The following is a 20,344-nucleotide window of genomic DNA, read 5'->3' on the forward strand; positions in this document are numbered from 1 at the left end:
TTGTCCGTCCCGCTCAGGCTCCGGCATCCGGCGCGGGGATTTCACCCCGGCGCTGAAGTTCCTCCCGGATCATCTTCTTGGTGATCTTGCCATAGGCCGACTTGGGCATGGCCTCCCAGAACACGGTGATTTTCGGCAGCTTGTAGCGGGCGACCTTGCCGTCCAGCCAGCCGCGCAAATCAATGGCCGATGGGTCGGCACCCGGCCGCGCCACGCAGACCGCAACGCCCGCCTCGCCCCACACCGGATCGGGAATGCCCAGCACGGCCGTCTCGGTGATGTCCGGATGCAGAAGGATCTTCTCCTCGATCTCACGCGGATAGATGTTGGAGCCGCCGGAGATATACATGTCCGAGGAGCGGCCGGTGATGTAGACGAAGCCCTGCTCATCCATGTGGCCAAGGTCACCGGTGCGGAACCAGCCATTGCGGAAGGCCTTGGCATTGGCCTCCGGGTTGTTGAAATAGCCTGCGAAAACGGCCGGCCCGATGACGCAGATCTCTCCCGTCGCGCCCGGTGCCACCGGCTCGCCGCTCTCGTCCTGGATCTCCACCTGCATGCCGGTGCGCTCGAAACCGCAGGTGCCGATGCGCGCGTCCGGCCCATCCTCCAGCACATGCAGGGCGGGCGGCAGAACGGTGATGTTGCCGGTCACCTCGCCGAGGCCGAAATATTGCACGATGACCTTGCCGAGCTTTTCCAGCGCCCGTTTCTGGTCGGCCCGGTACATGGGCGCACCGGCGTAGATGACATAGCGCAGGCTGGAATGGTCGTACTGGTCCGCCGAAGGGTCTTCCGCCAGCATCTTCAGGATGGTCGGCACGGTGAAGGCATTGGTCACCTTCCAGCGCTCCACCAGCGCCCAGATGCCCGGCACGTCGAGCTTTTCGGAAGCAGGCAGGATCGTCTTGGCGCCATGGGCCACCTGCGTCAGCTGATGCACGCCTGCCCCATGCGACAGCGGCGCCACAACGATGGAGGCATCCTCCGGCCCCGTCCCGGGCATCAGATCGCACAGGTGATTGGTGATGACGAAGGCCATCTGGCCATGGGTGAGGATCGCCGCCTTCGGCCGTCCCGTGGTGCCGGAGGTGAAGAAGAACCAGCACGGATCATCGCGGAACACCGGCACCGGCGCCTGTTTGCGGCCCATGTTGCGCGCGGTGATGGCGTCATAATCCTCGGCGAACTCCGAGGCGCCGATGGAGATGAGGAAGCTGAGCGATGATGCTTCCGCCCGGCAGGCGGCGGCGTGGGCGGGAAACTGCGCGCCGCAGATCATGCCCTTCGCGCCGCTGGCCGCCGCCAGGTAGGCCACCTCCTCCGGTGACTGGCGGAAATTGGCCGGAACCCAGACGGCCCCCGCCCAGAAGCAGGCGAACATGGATTCGAACATCTGGTTGCAGTTGGCCGACTGGATCAGCACCCGGTCTCCCTTGCGGACGCCGAATTCATGCACCAGCGCATGGGCCATGGCTTCTGCGCGGGCCTCCATTTCCGCCCACGTCCAGTGCTGCTCCCCCCAGACAAAGCCGATGGCATCGGGATGGCGGCGGGCCGCCTGGGTGAGGAACTGGCTGAGGTTCATCACCCGCGTGGTGGCCGGAGCCACCCCGGCCGAAAGATCCTGTGTCTGGCTTGCCCCTGTCACTTGCGCTTGTCCTCCCAAACAACGAATTCTGCGCCCGCCTCTCCTCAAGGCGGGCGAAACAGTTCAGGCGCTTATGGCCCGCGCTGCGGCCTTCTGCTCCCGGCTGGCGAACATGGCAGCGAGCTTCTCCTCCACCCGCAGCACTTCCTCGTGCAGAAATCCGGCCAGTTCCTGCTGGCGCGGCTCCTGCATGCGGCTGTCGATGGCCGCAATGCTCAGTGCGCCGATCACCTGCCCGTCCGGATGGCGCAAGGCAGCGCCGATGCCCCAGGAATTGGCAAAGATCAGTCCCGGATTGAGCGAAAAGCCGCGCCTGCGCGTCTCCTCCACCCGCTCAAGAATCCGTTCCGGCGGCAGGGCCGGATAGCGCTCAGTGAGGATCTGGGCATTCTCGGCCAGCACCTGCGCCACTTCTTCATCCGGCAGCCCGGCCAGCATGGCCAGCGCCCCGGCCCCGACGCCCAGCGGATGCTCCTGCCCGGCGAGAAGCGCATGGGTGCGCACCGGATAGGCGCCCTCCTCCCGGTGCAGGCACACGGAAAAAAGCCCGCGCCGCAGAGAGACGAAGCTGGTGTCTTCCGTGCGGCGGGACAGGCGCCGCAGGCTCTCCTGGCAGATTTCCACCAGACTGAACCGGCGCGCGGCCATGATACCCAGCACATAGGCCTCTGCGCCCGGATAGTAGCGGCGCGTCACAAGGTCCTGCTCGACAAGGCCCGCGCGGATCAGCGCCAGCAGCAGGCGGCGCACGGTCGGCTTGTTGAGGCCGCTCTCGTCAACAAGCACGGACAGCGGCGCACCCGCTGCCGCATGCCGCCCCACCCTCGATAGAAGCGACAGGGCCCGGTCCACGCTCTGTGACCCAATCAGCATCTGCAGGTTGCCTGAGCAAGGTTCATATTGTGGACCTCAAAACCACTGCTGTTTAATCATCACAAAAGCCAGCTTATTTCTTCTTGCCCGGCAGCTGCAAGAGGCTATTGTCATAGGACTGACTGGACCTGACTTAGTTCCACATTATGGACCACATGATAGCGCGGGAGGAAACGGCGTTGTCATGGGGGCCGGAATAAAGCTGCAGGTAGCATGACGCACGCACAGGGGACGAACACCGCTGTGCGGCAAAAAGTGGAGGAGAGACAATGAAGTTCGAGAAGCTGAACCGGCTCGCGCTGACGGCCACCGTTGCCCTTGCGGCGCTCATGGGCGCTGCCTCGGCAGAAACCCTGCGCCTGTCGCACAACACGGGCGATGCCACCACCTGGCACAAGGGTGCGGAAAAGTTCAACGAGCTGCTCAGCGCCGCGACCGATGGCGCCTATGACGTCAAGGTGTTCCCGAATGCATCCCTTTCGGGCGGCGACCAGATGAAACAGGCGGAGATGGTCAGCCGCGGCTTCCTCGACTTCGTCGTCACCTCGGCGATCAACGTGACGCCGCTGGTGCCGGAAATGGCGGTCTTCTCGCTGCCCTATCTCTATTCGGGCTACGAGGCCGTCGATGCGACCACGGACGGCGCACCGGGTGACAAGATGAAGGAAATCATGGCAAGCCACGATATCATCGTGCTGGCCTGGGGTGAAAATGGCTTCCGCGAAGTCACCAACAATGCACGCCCCATCAAGTCGCCGGAGGACATGAAGGGCCTGAAGATGCGCGTTGCGGGCCCGATGTATATCGACGTGATGAATGCCCTGGGCGCCAACCCGCAGCAGATGCAGTGGACCGAGACCTTCACCGCGCTGCAGCAGGGCGTCGTGGACGGACAGGAAAACCCGATCGGCGCCGTGATCATTCCCCAGCGCGTCTATGAGGTGCAGAAATACCTGTCCACCTGGCACTATTCCTATGACCCGGTCTTCCTCGGCATCAGCCGCAAGCGCTGGGAAAGCTTCGATGACGCCACCAAGGCCAAGGTCCAGCAGGCCGCCAGCGAAGCCATGGCCTATCAGAAGGACATCACCCGTCAGGCGACCGCCAGCGGCATCGAGCTGCTGAAGGAAAAGGGCATGGAAATCTACGAGCCCACGGCCGAGGAACTCCAGGCCTTCCGTGAAGCCACGAAGCCGGCCTTCGACAAGTGGTCCGAAAAAGTCGGCCCGGAGCTGGTGAAGACCTTCACGGACACCATCGCCGCCAAGCAGTAAACGAATGGCGGGGGGCCTGCTTGACGGCAGGCTCTCTGCCACGACACTGTGCCGTCTGCGCCCCGATTGTCTGCGCCCTGATTGTCTGGCCCAGTCATCCTGCCGGTCCGCGTGCCGTGGAGCCTGTCCGCATGTCCTTCCTGCTGCGTGAGGCAGAAAAACTCATCTGCGCCGTCATCTTTGCCGGCATGACATTGCTTGGCTTCGTCAATGTAGTGGTGCGCTACGCCACCAGCTATTCCCTCGCCTCGACGGAAGAGATCCTGACGAACGGCTTCCTGCTGCTGACGGTGTTCGGCGCAGCCATTGCCGCGCGCAAGGGCGACCATCTGGCCGTCACCCTGATCTACGAACGGGTGCCGCAGCCGCTGCGCAAGGCGATGCTGATCTTCGCCACGCTCATGTCCGCCGTGCTGCTGGCCCTCTCGGCCAAATACACATTCGATCTCGTCCAGAGCCAGATGAAGAGCGGTGTGCGCTCCTACGCGCTGCAGATCCCGGCCTGGTATTACAGTTTCGCCCTGCCCATAGGCTTTGCCTTCATTCTGCTGCGCCACCTCCAGTACAGCCTGGACTGCTGGCGCACGCTCTGTGCCGAAGGAAAAGCCCATGCTTGAATTCTGGTCAGATATGGGCGCGGGCACGCAGATGATCGTGATGTTCTTCCTGCTGCTGGCCCTGCGCCTGCCCGTCGCCTTCGCGCTGGGGCTCTCCGCCTTCTATGCCATGTGGTCCATCGGCTTCGGGCTGGAAATGGCGGGCGATCTCATCGCCACCGGCATCGCCAAATATTCGCTGCTGGCGATCCCCTTCTTCATTCTCGCCGGCACCCTGATGGGAAGCCTTGGCATTGCCGAACGGATGATCCGCTTCTTCCGCGTGCTCATCGGCGGCCTGCCTGGGGGCATGGGCATTGTCGGCACCACCGTCTGCCTGTTCTGGGGCGCAGTCAGCGGCTCGGGGCCTGCCTCCGTTGCCGCCATCGGCCCGCTGATCATCAAGGGCATGGAGGAGGACGGCTATCCGAAGGCCTTTGCCGCCGGGCTCGTGTGCACCGGCGCTGCGCTTTCCATCGTCATCCCGCCCTCCATCGGCCTTGTCATCTATGGCGTCATCGCCGAAGCCTCGATTTCGAGCCTCTTCATCGCCGCCATCATTCCAGGCCTGTTTCTCGGCCTGCTGATGCTCGCCGCCCTGCCCTTTGCGCGCAGCGGCGATGCGGCCAGGGGAGCCGAAACACTGAAGCGCCTGTTGCCGGCCGATCCGGATGCAGGCCTGCCCTATGGCCAGCGCCTGCGCCGCTCCTTCGTCTCCAGCTTCTGGGGGCTGCTGACGCCGGTGGTCATCCTCGGCGGCATCTATTCCGGCGCCTTTACGCCGACGGAAGCCGCGCTCGTCGCCACCGTCTATGCCCTGCTCGTGGGCGGTCTCATCTACCGGACGCTCACCTTGCGCGGGCTCTACCAGTCGCTGGCCGATGCAGCCGCCTCCTCGGCCGTGGTGATGCTCGTCGTCACCTATGCCAGCCTCTTCGGCTGGGTCGTCACCGTGGATGATGTCATCGGCAAATATTCCGCAGCCCTTCTCGGCCTGTCGGACAATCAGTGGGTGATCCTGCTGGTCATCATGGCCATTCTGCTGATTGCGGGCATGTTCATGGACGCGGTGACGATCATGTTCATCTGCCTGCCGATCTTCCTGCCGGTGGCTCAGCATCTGGGCTGGGACCCGGTGTGGTTCGGCGTCGTGGTGATGATCAATCTCGCCATCGGCCTGTTCACACCGCCTGTCGGCATCAACCTCTATGTGGCCGCCAACATTACGAAACTGCCGCTGGAGCGGGTGGCGCAGGGCGTGCTGCCCTTCCTCGTTACCAGCCTCATCGGCCTTGCCGTAGTCTGCGCCGTGCCGGGCATGTCGCTCCTGCTGGTGGAATGGCTGAGACCCTGAGACAGCTGCCGCCTTGTTGCCTTTGCCGGCAGCGGCAGTCATTGTCAGCCGGCAAGGCAAATACGGGAGACCAGCATGGCCGGCAGTCAGGAAGAACGCGATTGGCTTGAATCCCTCAGGGTGAAGCCGGGCCAGAAGGTGGATCTGTCCGCACTGCCCACGGCAGACAAGCCCAACGGGCACGACAAGGACGCGGCAGAGGCGCGCACGGCGGAAGTCACGCAATCGCTCGCGCGGCTTCAGTTCCTGCTCTATGCGGACGCCCGCTCCTCCCTGCTTGTGGTGCTGCAGGGGCTGGATGCGGCGGGCAAGGACGGGACCATCCGCAAGGTCATGTCCGGCCTCAACCCGCAAGGGGTGAAGGTAACCTCCTTCAAGCAGCCGACGGCGCAGGAGCTGGCGCATGACTTCCTCTGGCGCGTGCACAGGGCCGTGCCGGGCAAGGGCGAAGTCGGCATCTTCAACCGCTCCCACTATGAGGACGTGCTGGTGGTGCGGGTGCATGAGATGGTGGAGGAAAAGGTCTGGCGTGCCCGCTATGACCAGATCAACGCCTTCGAGCAGCTTCTGACGGCCAGTGGCACGCGCATTCTCAAGTTCTTCCTGCACATCAGCCCGGAAGAGCAGCTGGAACGCTTTGCCGTGCGGCTGACCGACCCCACGCGGCAGTGGAAGATCAGCGAGGCGGACTATACCGAGCGCAAGCATTGGGACGCCTACACCAAGGCCTATGAAGAGGCGCTGCAGCGCACCTCCACCAAGGACGCGCCCTGGTATGTCATCCCGGCCGACCGCAAGTGGGTACGCAACTTTGCCGTCGCACGAATCATCGAGGAAACGCTTCTGTCGATGGACCTGAAGACGCCGAAGGTGAGTGTCGATCTGGAGGACATCCGCCGCCATTATCACGCGGCCGTTGCGGCTGCCGATGCTGAGGCCCGATGAACCTGTGTCATTGGAAACAGCTCATGCCCGCGTGGAACACGGGCATTTTCTAGCCGTGAAAATTTAGCTGCCGCCTTCCCTAACGGCACGGCTTTTCAGCAGACAGGAAACAGCATAGCCTTCCCTTTGCGTAAAGGGCATCCAGCCTGTTTGAGGAGACAGCGGGATGCCACTGGGAGGAGACACGCAATGATGCTTTCACTTGTCCGCAACACATCAGCCCGCAGCCTGTCCGCAACGCTCGGCGGCGGCCTGATGCTGGCTGCTTCCCTGATGCTGATGCTTCCAGCCTCGTCCGCCCGGGCCGCGGATGCTTCAGGCGAATGGACGCGCCCCAGCGGTTCGTCGCGCATCAAGATCGGCCCCTGCGGCGGCAATCTCTGCGGCACCATCATCTGGCTGAAAGAACCGCGCAACGACACCAAGAACCCGGACCCGGCCAGGCAGAGCAAGCCCCTGCTCGGCACACAGATCGTGCTCGGCATGAAGCCGACCGGCAAGGATGGTCAGTGGAAGGGCGAGGTCTACAACGCCGAGGACGGCAAGACCTACACCGGTTTCATCCAGATGGACGGCGCCGACAAGATGACGCTGGAAGGCTGCGTCATGGGCGGCCTCATCTGCAAGGGAGAGACCTGGTCTCGGGTGAAGTAACGCCGTGATGTCTTGAACTTATGCAGGCCGGTCTATCCACTGAGAGACCGGCCTGCTCTGTCTGAAGTATGTCTTCAGCGGGCGCGCTGGCCGAACAGAACCTTCTGCGCGTCCTTGTCATCGGCCAGCGAAGCCTGACGCTCGCGTTCCTCACGGCCAACCGCAAGCCCGCGCTGCACGGCGGGACGCTCTTCCAGCCGGGCTTTCCAGGCCTTCACATGGGGGAACTCTTCAAGGTCCATGCCCTGGTTCTTCCAGCCTTGCGCCCAGCCAATGATGGCCATGTCGGCGATGGTGTATTCATCTGCCGCAACATAGGCGCGTCCGTCCAGCCGCTTGTTGAGAACGCCGTAAAGCCGGTGCGTCTCGTTGAGATAGCGGTCCATGGCATAGGGGATCTTTTCGGGCGCATAGATGCGGAAGTGATGGTTCTGGCCGAGCATCGGACCGAAGCCGCCCATCTGCCACATCAGCCACTCGTCCACCTCGACCCGCTTGCGCTCGTCTGCCGGATAGAACGCGCCGAACTTGCGGCCGAGATATTGCAGGATGGCGCCGGATTCAAACACGGAGATTGGCGCGCCGCCCGGGCCTTCCGGATCGACAATCGCCGGCATGCGATTGTTCGGGGCAATGGCCAGAAACTCGGGACGGAACTGCTCGCCCTTGCCGATATTGACGTATTTCACCTCATAGGGAACGCCGAGCTCCTCCAGAAGGATCGAGATCTTCCAGCCGTTCGGCGTCGGCCAGTAATGCAGTTCGATGGGCGCAGTCTGGGTCACAGGCATCATGGGCTCCAGTCATGGTATCCGGTCGGGGGATCCAGTCAGGGGATCCAGTCAGGGGATCAACGCGGGCAAGCGCCCGCTCTCACCTGCCAAGCTAGGCCAGCCGCGCCAACCCGGCAAGTCATGCGTCCTGGATACCGCCTTCGTAGCGGGCCACCACGATCTCGTCAGCCTTCAGCCGCGTGCGGGCAATGTCGAAGCTGTTCTGCATGCGCATCAGTGTCTCCATCGAAACACCGAAGGCCTTTTCAATACGCAACGCCATCTCAGGCGATAGCGCGGCACGCTCGTTCAGAAGGGCCGAAAGCGCGGGCCTTGTCACCCCCAGCACCTTTGCCGCATCCGTTACCGACAATTTCAGCGGCTCAATGATTTCATGCTTCACAAACCCACCGGGATGCGCCGGTGTGTTCATGCGGATGCTCACTGTTGTACCTGTTCCTATTTCAACTGCCTCGGTCATCGCAGCACCTCAAAGCATCTTCTTGAACCCGAGATGGCTCTGCTCATAGCCTTCGCGCAGGTAGAAGCGGTGGGCATCGAGACGGATGCGGTTGGAGGAAAGCTGGATCAGGGCAACTCCCCTCGCCCGCGCCAGAGCCTCGGCATGTTTCACCATCGCCTTGCCGATGCCTTGCCCTCGCATATCCGACCGCGTGTGGACGCTTTCAAGGCTCACCCGGCCGCGCCCGCGAAAGGCCAGGCCCTTCTCGAAGATCAGCTGATAGGTGGCCAGAACCTCCTCACCGCTTGTCCCGCCCAGCACCACGTAGATGTCCGTTTCGGGTGCGGTCAGGATCTCATCGAAGGCGGCGCGATAGTCTTCCGGATCGCCGCTTTCATAGTTCTCTCTTGCGCCGACAGCACCGGCATTGATGATGGCGAGAATATCCGCCAGATGCTCAGAGCGCGCCTTTTCAATCCGGAACCCGTCCATAAACTCCACTCCACATGCAAACGCCCCGAACCATGGTCCGGGGCGCAGAACTTAAGAAACAGGCGTCATCACATGGCGCGATTACTCGATACCGATCTTGGCCTTGAGCAGGTCGTTCACCGCCTGCGGATTGGCCTTGCCCCTGGATTCCTTCATCACCTGACCGACAAACCAGCCGAGCAGCGTCGGCTTTTCCTTGGCCTGGGCCACCTTGTCTGGGTTGGCAGCGATGATCTGGTCGACGACGGCCTCGATGGCGCCAAGATCGGTCACCTGCTTCATGCCGCGCGCTTCCACGACAGCCGCCGGCTCGCCGCCATCGGTCCAGATGATCTCGAACAGGTCCTTGGCGATCTTGCCCGAAATCGTGCCTTCCTTGATCAGGTCGATGATCCCCCCGAGCTGGCCGGCATTCACCGGGCTGGTCTCGATGGTCAGCCCTTCCTTGTTGAGGCGGCCGAACAACTCGTTGATCACCCAGTTCGCCGCCATCTTGGCATCGCGGCCCTTGGCAACGGATTCGAAGAAGTCCGCCGAGACCTTTTCGGCCACCAGCACGTCGGCGTCATAGGGCGTCAGGCCATAGTCCGCAACGAAGCGGGCCTTCTTGTCGTCCGGCAGTTCCGGCAGGTGCTGGGCCAGCTCATCGACATAGCCTTGCGTGAACTCCAGAGGCAAAAGATCCGGGTCCGGGAAGTAGCGGTAGTCATGCGCCTCTTCCTTGGAGCGCATGGAGCGGGTCTCGCCCTTCACCGCATCATAGAGGCGGGTTTCCTGATCAATGGAGCCACCGTCTTCCAGAATGGCGATCTGGCGGCGGGCTTCATAGTCGATGGCCTGACCGACAAAGCGGATGGAGTTGACGTTCTTGATCTCGCAGCGCGTGCCGAAACCTTCGCCCGGGCGGCGCACGGAGACGTTCACGTCGGCGCGCATGGAGCCCTGGTCCATGTTGCCGTCGCAGGTGCCCAGATACCGCAGGATGATGCGCAGCTTGGTGAGATAGGCCTTGGCCTCGTCCGCCGAGCGCAGGTCCGGCTTGGAGACGATTTCCATCAGCGCCACGCCGGAGCGGTTCAGATCGACGAAGGACATGGTCGGATGCTGGTCATGCAGCGACTTGCCCGCATCCTGCTCCAGATGCAGACGCTCGACGCCCACTTCCACGCGCTCGTCCGGCATGTCGAGGATGATGACGCCCTCGCCGACGATCGGCTGCTTGAACTGGGAAATCTGGTAGCCCTGCGGCAGATCCGGGTAGAAATAGTTTTTCCGGTCGAACACGGACTTCAGGTTGATCTGCGCCTTCAGGCCAAGGCCCGTGCGGATCGCCTGTGCCACGCATTCCTCGTTGATCACGGGCAGCATGCCGGGCATGGCCGCGTCAACGAGGCTGACATTCGCATTGGGATCATTGCCGAATTCCGTCGAGGCGCCCGAGAAGAGCTTGGCTTGGGAGGTCACTTGCGCATGGACTTCCATGCCGATCACGACTTCCCAGTCACCGGTGGCTCCCTTGATGAATTTTTTCGGATCGGGCTTGCGTGCCTCGACAATCGTCATCTGATCTCTAATCCTGTTCAAATTCCGGCGGGTTGCGCGTCTGCCGCACAGGCCTTTCCCGCCCGTTTCCGGAGGTCTGGCTGCGCCGGCGCACGCTCCTGTTGCCTAGACGGGATTTGCCCTGCCTGCAAGAGGGAGAGCCCGCCCGGCCGCTGGAAATTGCAGATGAAACCCGCCTGCCCTCACCCCGGCGGATTAGGTGCCTTGCCCTTGCGCAGGATGAAGCTGATCAGCACCGCCACCGCCTGATAAAGCGCCTCGGGGATTTCCTCGTCTAGCTCCAGATGCGACAAGGCCTCGGCCAGCGGCGAGTTGGCCTCCACCGGCACCCCGGCCTCCCGGGCGATCTCGACAATCCGCTCGGCCACCGGCCCCATACCCTTGGCCGAAACACGCGGGGCGCTGCGGTTGTCATAATGCAGGGCGATGGCGAGCTTGCGGGGTGGTCTTGCCAAAGTTTTTGCCGCCACTCCCTCCGGGGCGGGATCCGGCGTTTCGGGTTTCTTCATGAACTGCGGTCCAGCGGCAGAGGCGCAATGGCCGGAGCCGATTCAGGCTTTGCCCTCAGGATGCGCAGATCCTCCAAGTCCAGCCCTTCATCGGCAAAAAGCGCCGCCAGCGTTTCCCGGCGGCTGAGGAAACCGGCCAGCGTGTCCTCCTCGGCGGCACGCAGCGTGACATAGCTGCTGGTGCCGCGCAGACCCGCCGCAGCCTCCACCAGCCCGCCTTCGGGCAGATCAAGGCTGAAGCGCACGCGCCATTCCGGCCCCTTGGGGTCGGCAGGCACATCAGGATTTTGCGGATCGCGCGAGATCCTGAGGCTGAGGACCCGCGATTGGCCGTCAATCAGCACCGGCAGATCCAGCGACACATCCACGGGCCGCGCCGCCGGTGCACCTGAGGACGTTCCCGCAAGGGCAGCCCCTGCCGTGGCGCCCGATACGGCACGGGCCTGCCCGGCCTGAGATTCCTGCGCGGTGCCCTTGCCGGCGGCCCGCGCCATATCCCGGATCAGATATTCCGCCGCCATGCGTGAAACGGATTGCAGCCGCACGCGCTCGCCAACCTCGGCGCCGGTCTTTTGCGCCAGCGCCGTGGCCGTTTCCGGGTCAAGACTGGAGGGCATGCCCCCGCGGCCCGCCTGTGCCGCCCCCTTGCGGCCGGAGGGCAGTTGCGGCTGGGCGGCCAGCGCCTCATCGGCAAGGCCTGCGAGCCGCACCAGAAGCATGGTCAGGCCGTCGGCCTTCTGCGGCACATCGCCCTTGCGCTGCAGGCCTGCCGCCATGGCGCCGGTGGCGGATGCCGCCAGCCCGAGAACCGCATCCACCGCAGCCTTCAGTCTTGCCGGATCGGACAGGCTGTCCGCATCCGCCTGCAAGCCCTTCAAGGCTTCCACCAGCTTCTGTCCGGCCGGCGGAAGCGCAGCCGTGTCCAGTTTGCCGGCACTGGCCATGAGCGCAGACAGCACCGTGCGCGCCTGCGCCGGTTCGGCAAGCGCCGCCTTCAGCGCCTGCGGATCCAGTGCCCGCGCGGCTTCACCTGCCGCCGTCAAGGGTCCGGGGCCGCGCGCCAGCGCCTGAAGCTCCGCCTCCGTCTGTGCACCGGACAGGGAGGCACGAGATGGCGTGGCGGCAGAGGCGTCTGCAGAAGACGCGAGCGCTGGCATTTGCCTGTTGATGCCGGAAGCGGAGCCTGCAGCGGCGGGGGAAGCAGCAGGGCCTGCGGTCTGCGTTGGTGCACCGGTGGCGGCTGCATTTGAGGCAGCGGTACCGGCATTTGCTGCGGCTGACTGGCCAAGACCCGGCGACATCTGAGGTACCGCCCCAAGGCCAGATGCGGGAGCTGTAGCGGCATGACCGGGAGCAGCAGCCCCGGAAGGCACGGCCGCTCCGGCCGACAGTCCGGCGGCGGACGGGACTGCGGGCTTTGCCGCACCAACTCCCTCCGCGCCCATGCCGGTGGAACCAGCTGCGGCAGCGGCAGATGGTGGTGCGAACGGCAAGGATGGAGCTGGCGGTTGACCGGATGATTGCGGGCCTGCGGCCTGACCTTGGGGCTGGCCTGGCACCGGATTTGCTCCCGGATTGGCCGCCTGATTGGTTCCGGGCCCAACCAGCTGGCCCACAGTCTGACCCAGTATCTGGCCTGATATCTGGCCCTGCCCGGCAGAAGCTGAAGAAGCAGGCACCGTTCCTGCCGCAGACACCTGTGCGGGAGACCCTGCTGCTGCTGCTGCGCCGGCGGCCTGCCCCGAGGCCGGAGCAGACGGAGCAGCGCCCGAAGGCGACGCATTTGCAACGGGCGCCGGAGCGGTTGGCTGACCACGCCCTGCCGCATCAGGAGCGGCTGGCGGCTGCGCACCTGCCTGCGGTGAAGGCTGGACGGCACCCTGTCCTCCAGCCGGAGCTGAGGCAGCAGCCTGCCCGCCCGCAGGCGCGCCGGGAGCCGCTGCCGAACCGGTTGCTGCAGCACTGGATACCGGAGAACCGGAAGCGGGAGAGCCGGATGCAGAGGCCGCAGGGCCCGGTCCTGACGTAACCCCCGGAGCCTTCGTATCGGCTTTCAACAGGACAAAGGTGGACAGATCGACATTTGCCAGCACAGGCCGGGCCTGAGCCGTTCCGGTCTGGAGGGCGGCTTGTGCGGGCGTGGCGCCGCCTGCTGCCTGAGCCAGCGCGGCGGCGGATTTGAGCTGCTGGGCCTGAAGGCTTGCATCGGACGTTGCCTGACCGGGAGCAAGACCTGTGGCCGGGCTGGCACCTGCCCCACTGCTCTGCCCCGCATTCGCCTGCGGCTGGCCGCGCCCCTGCAGCGCTGCTTCATCGGCGCTCACCTTCAGCCGCATGGCAGGAGCTGGCTGCTTGACCTCGATCAGCACCGGCGTTCCGGCGGGCAGCGGCAGATCCGCCTTCACGTCGAGCCGGGCAGAACCGACCGCAAGCCGCATCATGCCCTCAGGCGCGCCGCTCACCACCTGGCCGCGCAACTGCGCACCGACGGGCAGCGCCTCAAGCGCTGGAGCCGCTGTCTGGGGAGCCGTCACCTGGCCGGTTGAAACCTGCGTCACCGCATGCGCCCTTCCCCGAATTTGCGCTCACTGACCCTCACATTGTTCGGCCTGGCTTGATCGGGGTCAAGGCGCAAAGCTGTTTGCCGGAGAAATATGAGCCAAATCCGGGGCTGCCGGCAGGAGGAAGTTGCATGAGCTGGATGGACAGACTGAACGAACGAGCCGAACTGATGGGCCGCATGATGAGCGCCATCGGTGCCGTCAACAAGCCAAACACGGGTTTCAGCGGCGCAAATGACCTGCGCGTGGCAGCCACCCGCTGCCTCAGCTGCGGCCACACCAAGGAATGCCGCGAGTGGCTGGACGCGCATCCTGAAGGTGCCGCCCATGCCCCTGCGATCTGCCCGAATGCCAATCTCTTCAAGGAATGGGCCCGCTACGGCTGATCCATACCGCCAGGCAGAATGCGGACCTCAGGCCTTCTGCGCCTTGCGCCGGAAGACCAGATGCACCACCAGAGCCAGAATACCGCCGCCAGCAAACCGGAAGGGAAAGGCGGCGAGTGGGCCTGCCTGCGCTGCAAACTGAGGCAGCCCGATGGAGCGCAGCAGCGCGTCAGCCATCAGCGAAAACACCGCTGCGGCAAAGGCCGCGATGATGATCTGCCGCCGCTGGGCCGCGAAATATCCCATGACGGCGCCGATCACGAGCGCGATCGGGTTGAGAAGTCCGGCGAATTCGAAAAGACCCGCCCACATGGCTGAAACATCAATCATGCGCGCACTCTAGCCCGCGATCGCTCCGCTGGCGAGCCTTTGCAGGGCCTGCGCGGCGTTTTCACACAGGCGGGGCATTGGATGTGACCACCGGGAGTTTCCGGCATCAGGCCAGCCCCTTCCGCCTGTCTGATGCGTCCTTGTAGACTTCACTCCTGTCACGGCGGCCAACGGCCACCACAGTGACAGTTACCACGAGGTCGTCGACACGGTAGACAAGCCGGTAGCCTGCGCTGCGGAGCTTGATCTTGTAATGGTCCTGCAGGCCATGCAGAGCATCGCCCGGAACACGCGGGTTCTGCAGGCGCTCGGCCAGTTTCTTGCGCAGCTGAGCCCGGATCGTTGCGCCCAGTTTGTTCCATTCCTTCAAAGCGGAAGGCAGAAACTGAAGCTCATAGCTCATCAAGTGAAACCCGGACCGGTGTCTCACCGGCACGGCTCTCGATGACCTTGACCAGCTCCAGATCATCCAGACGCTCGATCATCGTCTCGAACACGCTGGCTGGCACCATGTAAGCCATGATGCGGTTGTGATTGAGCACAGCAACCGTTTCTCCCTGCGCCTGTTCCAGCACAGCGGAAGGGCTTTTCTTCAGTTCGGAAACGCTGACGGCTACTTTCGCCTCGATACGCTGCATGAGAGCACCTCCTGTCCGCACTCATTCAGATATCATTTTTGGCACCTTTTTTCAACCTTTGGCACGGGGAACGCCTCCAACGAAAAAAGGCGCGGAAGCTGCCCCCGCGCCTTGACTGTCAAAAACTCACTGCCTGGCTCAGACCGCCTGCACGGCCTTGGCCGCAAGCGGCGTCGTGGGCGCATTGGCGCCAGCTTCCAGCGTGCGTTCCAGATCGGCAATCACCGGCTCCGGGGTCATCTCGAAAGGCGTGACGAACAGGCGGAGACGGCGGAAGGCCTGGCCCATCAGCACGGACGAGGTGAGAAACACGAGGATTGGCGCCAGCACCAGCGGCAGGGCAATCGGCATCAGCCAGAGCAGCAGGTCCGGTGTGTAATTATGGGCAAAGACCAAGGCGGCAGCCCCGCCGATCGCCATCCACCAGGTGGCCTTGATGCTGTCCCAGAAGGACATGGAGCCATCGGCACGGTCGGCTGCAGGCCAGCCGGAATCAGCCCCGAGCAGGATCTGCAGCACCGACCGGCTCTGGAACATCATATGCACCGGCGCCAGCATCGAGGTGAAGACAAGCTCCAGAAACGCCGTCAGCGTCACGCAGAAGGCACCGCCGAAGTTGCGGGAATCTCCGCGTACCAGCGCCCGCACCAGCAGGATGGCCTTGGGCAGGATCAGGAGCGCCACCACGCCGAACAGCAGGGCCAGCGCCGTGGTCGTCTCCGGATGCGGGAACACCGGGAAGGGTGAGGACGCATCGAAATAGACCGGCGGCGGCGCAAACAGCGGCGCGGCAAGGCTGGCGATGATGAAGATCAGCCAGATCGGCGAGGACAGATAGGCGAAAATCCCCTGCAGGATCGAGATGCGGCTCCACAGGCGGAAGCGCGGCGCGATCAGAAGGCGGGCATGCTGCAGGTTGCCCTGGCACCAGCGCCGGTCACGCTTGGCATAGGCCACGATATTGGCCGGAGCCTCCTCATAGGAGCCTTCCAGATCCGGGTCGACGCGCACGGTCCAGCCGTCACGGGCCAGCATCGCCGCTTCCACCGTGTCGTGGCTGAGAATATGCCCGCCGAAGGGCGGCTTGCCGGTCAGCGCGCCCATGCCGCAGCTTTCGGCAAAGGCCCGCACGCGGATGAGCGCATTATGGCCCCAGAACGGGCCTTCCGAGCCCTGCAGTGCCGCCACACCCCGGGTGAAGACCGGGGAATAGAAGGCGGCCGAGAACTGCAGCATGCGGCCGAAGAGCGTGCTGAGACCGATGACCTGCGGCAGGGCCTGCAGCAGCCCCAGCTTCGGCTCGGCTTCCATGCGGCGCACCATCTCGACGATGGTCTCCCCGCGCATCAGGCTGTCGGCGTCCAGCACCAGCATGTAGGAATAAGCACCGCCCGACGTGCGGATGAAATCGGCGATATTGCCGGCCTTGCGGCCGACATTCGGGCTGCGGTTGCGGTAATAGAGATGCCCGCCCGCCTTGAGACTGATCAGGGCCGAACGGTAGGCCTCGTTTTCGGCAGCGACACTGGCCGCCCTGGTCGAGTCCGACAGCACATGCACATCGAAAAGATCGATGTAGCCGGCAGCCTCGATGGAGCGGTACATGGCTGCAATCCGGGCGAAGACCGGCCCTGTGTCCTCGTTGTAGACCGGCACCAGAATGGCCGTGCGGCCCACGGGGCGGCCCTGCAGCACCGGCATCTGCGGCGGGGTGAAAAGCACGCCCAGCAGCGCAGTACAGGCACCCCAGGCCAGCCAGAATGCGGTGATGACGATCAGCGCGATGCGCAGAACGTCAACCCAGTCAAACCCGTCCGACTGAACCACCGTGCCAAACATGGAAGCGGCGGCAACCGTCAGGGTCGCCGCCAGCACGAAAGCTCCGATACGCCGGATTGCCACCGCGAGGCGGCTTTCCCCCGACCCGATCATGGATGTCAGCCCTCACCCACCGGAGGACGCGCGCCAAACAGGCTGCGTGCACCCGCAGCAGAGCGCAGCCACGCAGGCACCAGCCGTCCCTGCAGGTTATGCTCGGGCATCGCAAGCGCCACTTGCGGCTGCGGCAGAACAATACAGGACGCTACGAGACGCAGAGTTGCCGCATCGCTCTCCGGATGAGCCAGCAGCTCTTCCGCATCGCGCTCAAGACCCAGCAGGGCCAGCGTCTCGGCAACCGATTGCACGAGCACAGCATCCTCAACATCCGCCCGGCCCGTGTGGGCGCGGACAAACTCCAAACCAGCTGCAACCACTGACTGTTCAGCGCCTGCAGTAAAGTCTGTTTCAATCGACATAGAAGCCTCCTGGTCTCCCATGACAACTCCACTCATACCGTTTTGTTCCATTGGTACATCCAAGTCTCTGTCGCGGTCTTGCCGTCCAGGACAAGAGACAAGCTCATTTCAGACGGGCTGCTGTTGTCTTGCCTGTAAAGGTCAAAGATGAAGCGCCAGTGCCCCGGCTGCAGTTGCTGAAGCAGCGGATTGCGCACTTCGGCATTCTGCACCCAGAGTTTCGGTTCAATATTGGCGTCACGGCCAACCGGCATCAGCGGCCCGCCCCTGAATTCGACAACAAACTTGCGCAGGGCCGGATCATAATCCGAGGCCGCGCTGCCGCCGTGACCGGTGCGGGTATCGGTGATCTGCGCAAGCTCCGTGCCCGGTTCCGGCTCCCGGCCCCAATACATGCGGTAGCGGAACCGCAGCTCCGCCCCGGCCTTGGCCGGACCGGAGGGAATCCAGAAGGCTGCGATGTTGTCGTGGATCTCCTTCTGCGAAGGAATTTCCGCCAGCATCACATGGCCCTTGCCCCAATCATCCAGCGGCTCGATCCACAGGGACGGACGGCGCTCGTATTTCGCTTCCGTGTCCTGATAGTTTTCGAAATTGCGATCCCGCTGGATCAGTCCAAAGCCCTTGATCTTTTCCGCTGAGAAGAAGGACAAGCCCAGATTGCGCGGGTTCACCAGCGGCCGCCACTGCCGTTCGCCGGAATCATGCAGGATCAGCAGCCCGTCGCTGTCGTGAACCTCGGGGCGGAAGTCGTCAAAGCCGAGCCGGTCATTCTCACCAAAAAGATACATGGACGTCAGCGGCGCAATGCCCAGCCGGTCCACATCTCCGCGCAGGAAAATGCGGGCATCGACTTCGACTTCCGTGTTGATTCCCGGCGTCACCACGAAAGCATAGGCGCCCGTGACGCGCTCGCTCTCCAGTTCGGCCCAGATCTTGAGGCTGTTCTGCCCCGGCTGCGGCCGCTCGATGAAGAAACGCGTGAAGCGCGGAAACTCTTCCGGCTTGCCGGCCGCCGTATCGATGGCAAGGCCGCGGGCGGACAGGCCATAGATCGACCCCTTGCCAAGCGCCCGGAAATAGCTGGAGCCGAGAAAGGCGATCAGCTCGTCCTTGTACTCGGGCCGGTTCAGCGGATAATGCAACCGGAAACCGGCGACACCCGGCAGGTCCTGCCCCTCGAAGTCCGCCGCATTGAGCGGCTCGCGGTATTCAAAGTCTGCGCCGGTGAAATGCAGCTCGCGCAGGTTCGGCCCATCCACCTCATAAATCTGGACTGGCTTGGTGTAGAGCCCGCCGGGAGGAAAGGCCTGCATCTCGTAGCTGACACCGGCATCGCGCCAGACTGCCTTGTCCGGCCGGAAGCGGATGGCCCGGTACTGGTCATAGTCGAGCGCGGCGAAACGTTCCGGCAGCTCGGCCACAGTGCTATCGAAGGACTCACCCGCCTTCTGCCGCATCTGCTCGACAAGCGCTTCAAAAGAGAACGCGGGCGCCGGGGCACCACCGCCGGCCTGCGCAAAAGCCGTGCGCGGCGCGAGGCTCAAGGCACTGGCGAGAGAGCCGAGACACAGCGAACTTGTCACAAGAAACTTGCGTCGATTGATCACGTTATTTGCCCGAGGAAAGTGGGTCACCAGCGCTGCAGGAAGGCCTTGGAGGTCGCATATAACACAAGGCGATGCGACAATAATATGAGATACTTAGGCCTCTCGTCCATAAAAATGCTGCAATGCGGCACCGTTTACCTCACGTTTTCTGAACACCTCGCAAAACAGGAATACCAAACCCTTAATCTGGTCTTCCTGCCCCTCTTTTTAGAAACGAAATGCGGCAGTAATTCGCAGAACGCCAAACAGCCCTCACATATCATTAACAATCAAGGCAACGCGGGCGCCAATCGCCAATGAAGCCGTCAATCCCGGCGATTCGATTCCGAGAAGATTCACAAGGCCGGCGATTTTGTGACCGGCCTCAGTTTCGATGAGGAAATCTGCGGAGACCTCGCCTTCACCTGTCAGCTTGGGGCGAATACCTGCATAGTCAGGCAGCAGAGCTTCATCCGGCAGATGCGGCCAATAGCGGCGGATTGCGGCGTAGAATCCGGCTGCGCGCGCCGGATCGACGCTGTAATCCTCCTCGCCGGTCCATTCCACATCCGGTCCGAAGCGCCCCTGCCCTGCCAGATCGAGCGTCAGATGCACACCAAGGCCGCCCGGCTCCGGCACCGGATAGATCAAACGCGAGAACGGCGGGCGGGCGGACAGGCGGAAATAGTTGCCCTTGGCCATGTGGAACGGCCGCTGCGGATAGCCGTCCAGCGTCGACAGCAGCCGCATTGCGGAGAGACCCGCACTGACCACGAGATGGCGGCAGGAAAGCCTGTACCCCTCTGCCCCTTCCATCAGCAGCTCGAAGCCGCCGCCGCTGCGGTGATGGATAGCGGCCACACAGCTGTGCAGCACCACCTGCCCGCCCCGCGATGTAATGTCCCCCTCCAGCGCCTGCATGTAGCCGTGGCTGTCGAGAATGCCGGTGGAAGGTGACAGGAGCGCAGCCTCGCAGGCCAGTGCCGGCTCCAGCGCCTGCGCCTCAGCCCGCGTCAGAAACGCCAGATCATGAACGCCATTGGCGGCAGCGCGGGCGGCAATGCTCTCCAGTTCCGCCACCTGCTCTTCAGACGTTGCCACGATCAGCTTGCCGCAGCGCCTGTGGCCGATGCCGCGCGCGGCACAATAGGCATAGAGCCGCTCCTTGCCTTCCACGCAAAACTCGGCCTTGAGGCTGCCTTTCGGATAGTAGATCCCTGCGTGAATGACTTCGGAATTGCGGGAGCTCGTCTCCGAACCGATCAGTCCATGGCGCTCCAGCACCATGACCTCGCGCCCGCTTTCAGCCAAAGCACGGGCGGCGGCCAGCCCAACGGCCCCTGCTCCGATGACAACGGTATCCACGTCAAACACGGCCTTCTCCAGCTACGACAGG

21 protein-coding genes are annotated in these 20,344 nt (G+C 63.6%); 6 read left to right on the top strand and 15 right to left on the bottom strand.

Features of this window, described 5'->3' with window-relative positions; translation table 11 throughout:
* Positions 1 to 13: 13 nt before the first annotated feature.
* Together IF10I1_RS16245 and IF10I1_RS16250 are read right to left on the bottom strand one after the other, a co-directional pair.
* Positions 14 to 1,651, bottom strand: coding sequence for an acyl-CoA synthetase (locus tag IF10I1_RS16245; protein ID WP_186393537.1), 1,638 nt, complete (start codon positions 1,649 to 1,651; stop codon positions 14 to 16).
* A gap of 63 nt (positions 1,652 to 1,714) precedes the next feature.
* Positions 1,715 to 2,524, bottom strand: a complete 810-nt coding sequence (locus tag IF10I1_RS16250; RefSeq protein ID WP_186393538.1) for an IclR family transcriptional regulator — start codon at positions 2,522 to 2,524, stop codon at positions 1,715 to 1,717.
* A gap of 269 nt (positions 2,525 to 2,793) precedes the next feature.
* On the opposite strand from IF10I1_RS16250, the gene IF10I1_RS16255 reads away from it, so the two are divergent.
* The 5 genes from IF10I1_RS16255 to IF10I1_RS16275 all read left to right on the top strand — a co-directional run bounded on the left by IF10I1_RS16255 (position 2,794) and on the right by IF10I1_RS16275 (position 7,347).
* Positions 2,794 to 3,798 (top strand): DctP family TRAP transporter solute-binding subunit, encoded by a 1,005-nt coding sequence (locus tag IF10I1_RS16255; protein WP_058899949.1) that lies wholly within the window; start codon positions 2,794 to 2,796, stop codon positions 3,796 to 3,798.
* Between the two features lie 131 nt (positions 3,799 to 3,929).
* Positions 3,930 to 4,415: a TRAP transporter small permease gene (locus IF10I1_RS16260; protein ID WP_123194209.1), complete on the top strand. Its 486-nt coding sequence runs from the start codon at positions 3,930 to 3,932 to the stop codon at positions 4,413 to 4,415.
* A complete protein-coding gene (locus tag IF10I1_RS16265; protein WP_186393539.1) occupies positions 4,408 to 5,748 on the top strand; it encodes a TRAP transporter large permease in 1,341 nt (446 codons plus the stop codon). The genes IF10I1_RS16260 and IF10I1_RS16265 overlap by 8 nt, the downstream gene beginning before the upstream one ends.
* 75 nt (positions 5,749 to 5,823) lie before the next feature.
* A complete protein-coding gene (locus IF10I1_RS16270) occupies positions 5,824 to 6,693 on the top strand; it encodes a polyphosphate kinase 2 family protein (protein ID WP_186424571.1) in 870 nt (289 codons plus the stop codon).
* A 189-nt stretch (positions 6,694 to 6,882) separates the two neighbouring features.
* Positions 6,883 to 7,347 carry a DUF2147 domain-containing protein gene (locus IF10I1_RS16275; protein ID WP_186393540.1) on the top strand — a complete coding sequence of 155 codons (465 nt, stop codon included), beginning with the start codon at positions 6,883 to 6,885 and terminating at the stop codon, positions 7,345 to 7,347.
* 74 nt (positions 7,348 to 7,421) lie between these two features.
* Here the strand turns inward: IF10I1_RS16275 and IF10I1_RS16280 are convergent, their stop codons facing one another.
* From IF10I1_RS16280 to IF10I1_RS16305, 6 genes are all read right to left on the bottom strand, one after another.
* The gene (locus tag IF10I1_RS16280) at positions 7,422 to 8,138 is read right to left on the bottom strand and encodes a glutathione S-transferase N-terminal domain-containing protein (RefSeq protein WP_186393541.1); all 717 of its coding nucleotides are present in this window, start codon (positions 8,136 to 8,138) and stop codon (positions 7,422 to 7,424) included.
* Between the two features lie 121 nt (positions 8,139 to 8,259).
* Positions 8,260 to 8,553 carry a HigA family addiction module antitoxin gene (locus tag IF10I1_RS16285; RefSeq protein ID WP_186394009.1) on the bottom strand — a complete coding sequence of 98 codons (294 nt, stop codon included), beginning with the start codon at positions 8,551 to 8,553 and terminating at the stop codon, positions 8,260 to 8,262.
* 57 nt (positions 8,554 to 8,610) lie between these two features.
* Positions 8,611 to 9,075, bottom strand: a complete 465-nt coding sequence (locus IF10I1_RS16290) for a GNAT family N-acetyltransferase (RefSeq protein WP_186393542.1) — start codon at positions 9,073 to 9,075, stop codon at positions 8,611 to 8,613.
* Positions 9,076 to 9,156: 81 nt separating this feature from the next.
* The gene (gene gatB / locus IF10I1_RS16295) at positions 9,157 to 10,638 is read right to left on the bottom strand and encodes an Asp-tRNA(Asn)/Glu-tRNA(Gln) amidotransferase subunit GatB (RefSeq protein ID WP_186393543.1); all 1,482 of its coding nucleotides are present in this window, start codon (positions 10,636 to 10,638) and stop codon (positions 9,157 to 9,159) included.
* 182 nt (positions 10,639 to 10,820) lie between these two features.
* Entirely contained in the window at positions 10,821 to 11,147 is a 327-nt protein-coding gene (locus tag IF10I1_RS16300; protein WP_208977400.1) for an EscU/YscU/HrcU family type III secretion system export apparatus switch protein, read from the bottom strand.
* Positions 11,144 to 13,705, bottom strand: coding sequence for a flagellar hook-length control protein FliK (locus tag IF10I1_RS16305; protein ID WP_186393544.1), 2,562 nt, complete (start codon positions 13,703 to 13,705; stop codon positions 11,144 to 11,146). The genes IF10I1_RS16300 and IF10I1_RS16305 overlap by 4 nt, the downstream gene beginning before the upstream one ends.
* Before the next feature lie 134 nt (positions 13,706 to 13,839).
* Between IF10I1_RS16305 and IF10I1_RS16310 the strand changes: the two genes are divergently transcribed.
* Entirely contained in the window at positions 13,840 to 14,094 is a 255-nt protein-coding gene (locus tag IF10I1_RS16310) for a DUF6455 family protein (protein ID WP_208977399.1), read from the top strand.
* Positions 14,095 to 14,121: 27 nt separating this feature from the next.
* On the opposite strand, the gene IF10I1_RS16315 is transcribed toward IF10I1_RS16310, so the two are convergent.
* The 7 genes from IF10I1_RS16315 to IF10I1_RS16345 all read right to left on the bottom strand — a co-directional run bounded on the left by IF10I1_RS16315 (position 14,122) and on the right by IF10I1_RS16345 (position 20,322).
* A complete protein-coding gene (locus tag IF10I1_RS16315) occupies positions 14,122 to 14,424 on the bottom strand; it encodes a phosphatidylglycerophosphatase (RefSeq protein ID WP_186424572.1) in 303 nt (100 codons plus the stop codon).
* Between the two features lie 106 nt (positions 14,425 to 14,530).
* Positions 14,531 to 14,827, bottom strand: a complete 297-nt coding sequence (locus IF10I1_RS16320) for a type II toxin-antitoxin system RelE/ParE family toxin (RefSeq protein ID WP_122519998.1) — start codon at positions 14,825 to 14,827, stop codon at positions 14,531 to 14,533.
* Positions 14,817 to 15,062: a type II toxin-antitoxin system Phd/YefM family antitoxin gene (locus IF10I1_RS16325; protein ID WP_050471641.1), complete on the bottom strand. Its 246-nt coding sequence runs from the start codon at positions 15,060 to 15,062 to the stop codon at positions 14,817 to 14,819. Before IF10I1_RS16325 ends, IF10I1_RS16320 begins: the two co-directional genes overlap by 11 nt.
* Before the next feature lie 138 nt (positions 15,063 to 15,200).
* Positions 15,201 to 16,994: a glucans biosynthesis glucosyltransferase MdoH gene (gene mdoH, locus IF10I1_RS16330; protein ID WP_186393545.1), complete on the bottom strand. Its 1,794-nt coding sequence runs from the start codon at positions 16,992 to 16,994 to the stop codon at positions 15,201 to 15,203.
* 5 nt (positions 16,995 to 16,999) lie between these two features.
* Positions 17,000 to 17,359 (bottom strand): hypothetical protein, encoded by a 360-nt coding sequence (locus tag IF10I1_RS16335; protein ID WP_050471643.1) that lies wholly within the window; start codon positions 17,357 to 17,359, stop codon positions 17,000 to 17,002.
* 32 nt (positions 17,360 to 17,391) lie between these two features.
* A complete protein-coding gene (locus tag IF10I1_RS16340) occupies positions 17,392 to 18,969 on the bottom strand; it encodes a glucan biosynthesis protein (RefSeq protein WP_244284735.1) in 1,578 nt (525 codons plus the stop codon).
* A gap of 252 nt (positions 18,970 to 19,221) precedes the next feature.
* Positions 19,222 to 20,322: an NAD(P)/FAD-dependent oxidoreductase gene (locus IF10I1_RS16345; RefSeq protein ID WP_186393546.1), complete on the bottom strand. Its 1,101-nt coding sequence runs from the start codon at positions 20,320 to 20,322 to the stop codon at positions 19,222 to 19,224.
* Positions 20,323 to 20,344 lie beyond the last annotated feature (22 nt).

Origin of the sequence: Pannonibacter sp. I15F10I1 (assembly GCF_900185665.1) — a bacterium.
In the GTDB taxonomy this organism is placed as follows: Bacteria; Pseudomonadota; Alphaproteobacteria; order Rhizobiales; family Stappiaceae; genus Pannonibacter; species Pannonibacter indicus.

What these genes read in the sequence shown, in the direction of transcription:
- IF10I1_RS16280 (WP_186393541.1), bottom strand. Translation starts at nt 8,138, where the DNA reads ATGCCTGTGACCCAGACTGCGCCCATCGAACTGCATTACTGGCCGACG.
- IF10I1_RS16325 (WP_050471641.1), bottom strand. Translation starts at nt 15,062, where the DNA reads ATGCAGCGTATCGAGGCGAAAGTAGCCGTCAGCGTTTCCGAACTGAAG.
- IF10I1_RS16250 (WP_186393538.1), bottom strand. Translation starts at nt 2,524, where the DNA reads ATGCTGATTGGGTCACAGAGCGTGGACCGGGCCCTGTCGCTTCTATCG.
- IF10I1_RS16310 (WP_208977399.1), top strand. Translation starts at nt 13,840, where the DNA reads ATGAGCTGGATGGACAGACTGAACGAACGAGCCGAACTGATGGGCCGC.
- IF10I1_RS16335 (WP_050471643.1), bottom strand. Translation starts at nt 17,359, where the DNA reads ATGTCGATTGAAACAGACTTTACTGCAGGCGCTGAACAGTCAGTGGTT.
- mdoH (WP_186393545.1), bottom strand. Translation starts at nt 16,994, where the DNA reads ATGATCGGGTCGGGGGAAAGCCGCCTCGCGGTGGCAATCCGGCGTATC.
- IF10I1_RS16270 (WP_186424571.1), top strand. Translation starts at nt 5,824, where the DNA reads ATGGCCGGCAGTCAGGAAGAACGCGATTGGCTTGAATCCCTCAGGGTG.
- IF10I1_RS16320 (WP_122519998.1), bottom strand. Translation starts at nt 14,827, where the DNA reads ATGAGCTATGAGCTTCAGTTTCTGCCTTCCGCTTTGAAGGAATGGAAC.
- IF10I1_RS16260 (WP_123194209.1), top strand. Translation starts at nt 3,930, where the DNA reads ATGTCCTTCCTGCTGCGTGAGGCAGAAAAACTCATCTGCGCCGTCATC.
- IF10I1_RS16315 (WP_186424572.1), bottom strand. Translation starts at nt 14,424, where the DNA reads ATGATTGATGTTTCAGCCATGTGGGCGGGTCTTTTCGAATTCGCCGGA.
- IF10I1_RS16275 (WP_186393540.1), top strand. Translation starts at nt 6,883, where the DNA reads ATGATGCTTTCACTTGTCCGCAACACATCAGCCCGCAGCCTGTCCGCA.
- IF10I1_RS16265 (WP_186393539.1), top strand. Translation starts at nt 4,408, where the DNA reads ATGCTTGAATTCTGGTCAGATATGGGCGCGGGCACGCAGATGATCGTG.
- IF10I1_RS16255 (WP_058899949.1), top strand. Translation starts at nt 2,794, where the DNA reads ATGAAGTTCGAGAAGCTGAACCGGCTCGCGCTGACGGCCACCGTTGCC.
- IF10I1_RS16290 (WP_186393542.1), bottom strand. Translation starts at nt 9,075, where the DNA reads ATGGACGGGTTCCGGATTGAAAAGGCGCGCTCTGAGCATCTGGCGGAT.
- gatB (WP_186393543.1), bottom strand. Translation starts at nt 10,638, where the DNA reads ATGACGATTGTCGAGGCACGCAAGCCCGATCCGAAAAAATTCATCAAG.
- IF10I1_RS16285 (WP_186394009.1), bottom strand. Translation starts at nt 8,553, where the DNA reads ATGAACACACCGGCGCATCCCGGTGGGTTTGTGAAGCATGAAATCATT.
- IF10I1_RS16300 (WP_208977400.1), bottom strand. Translation starts at nt 11,147, where the DNA reads ATGAAGAAACCCGAAACGCCGGATCCCGCCCCGGAGGGAGTGGCGGCA.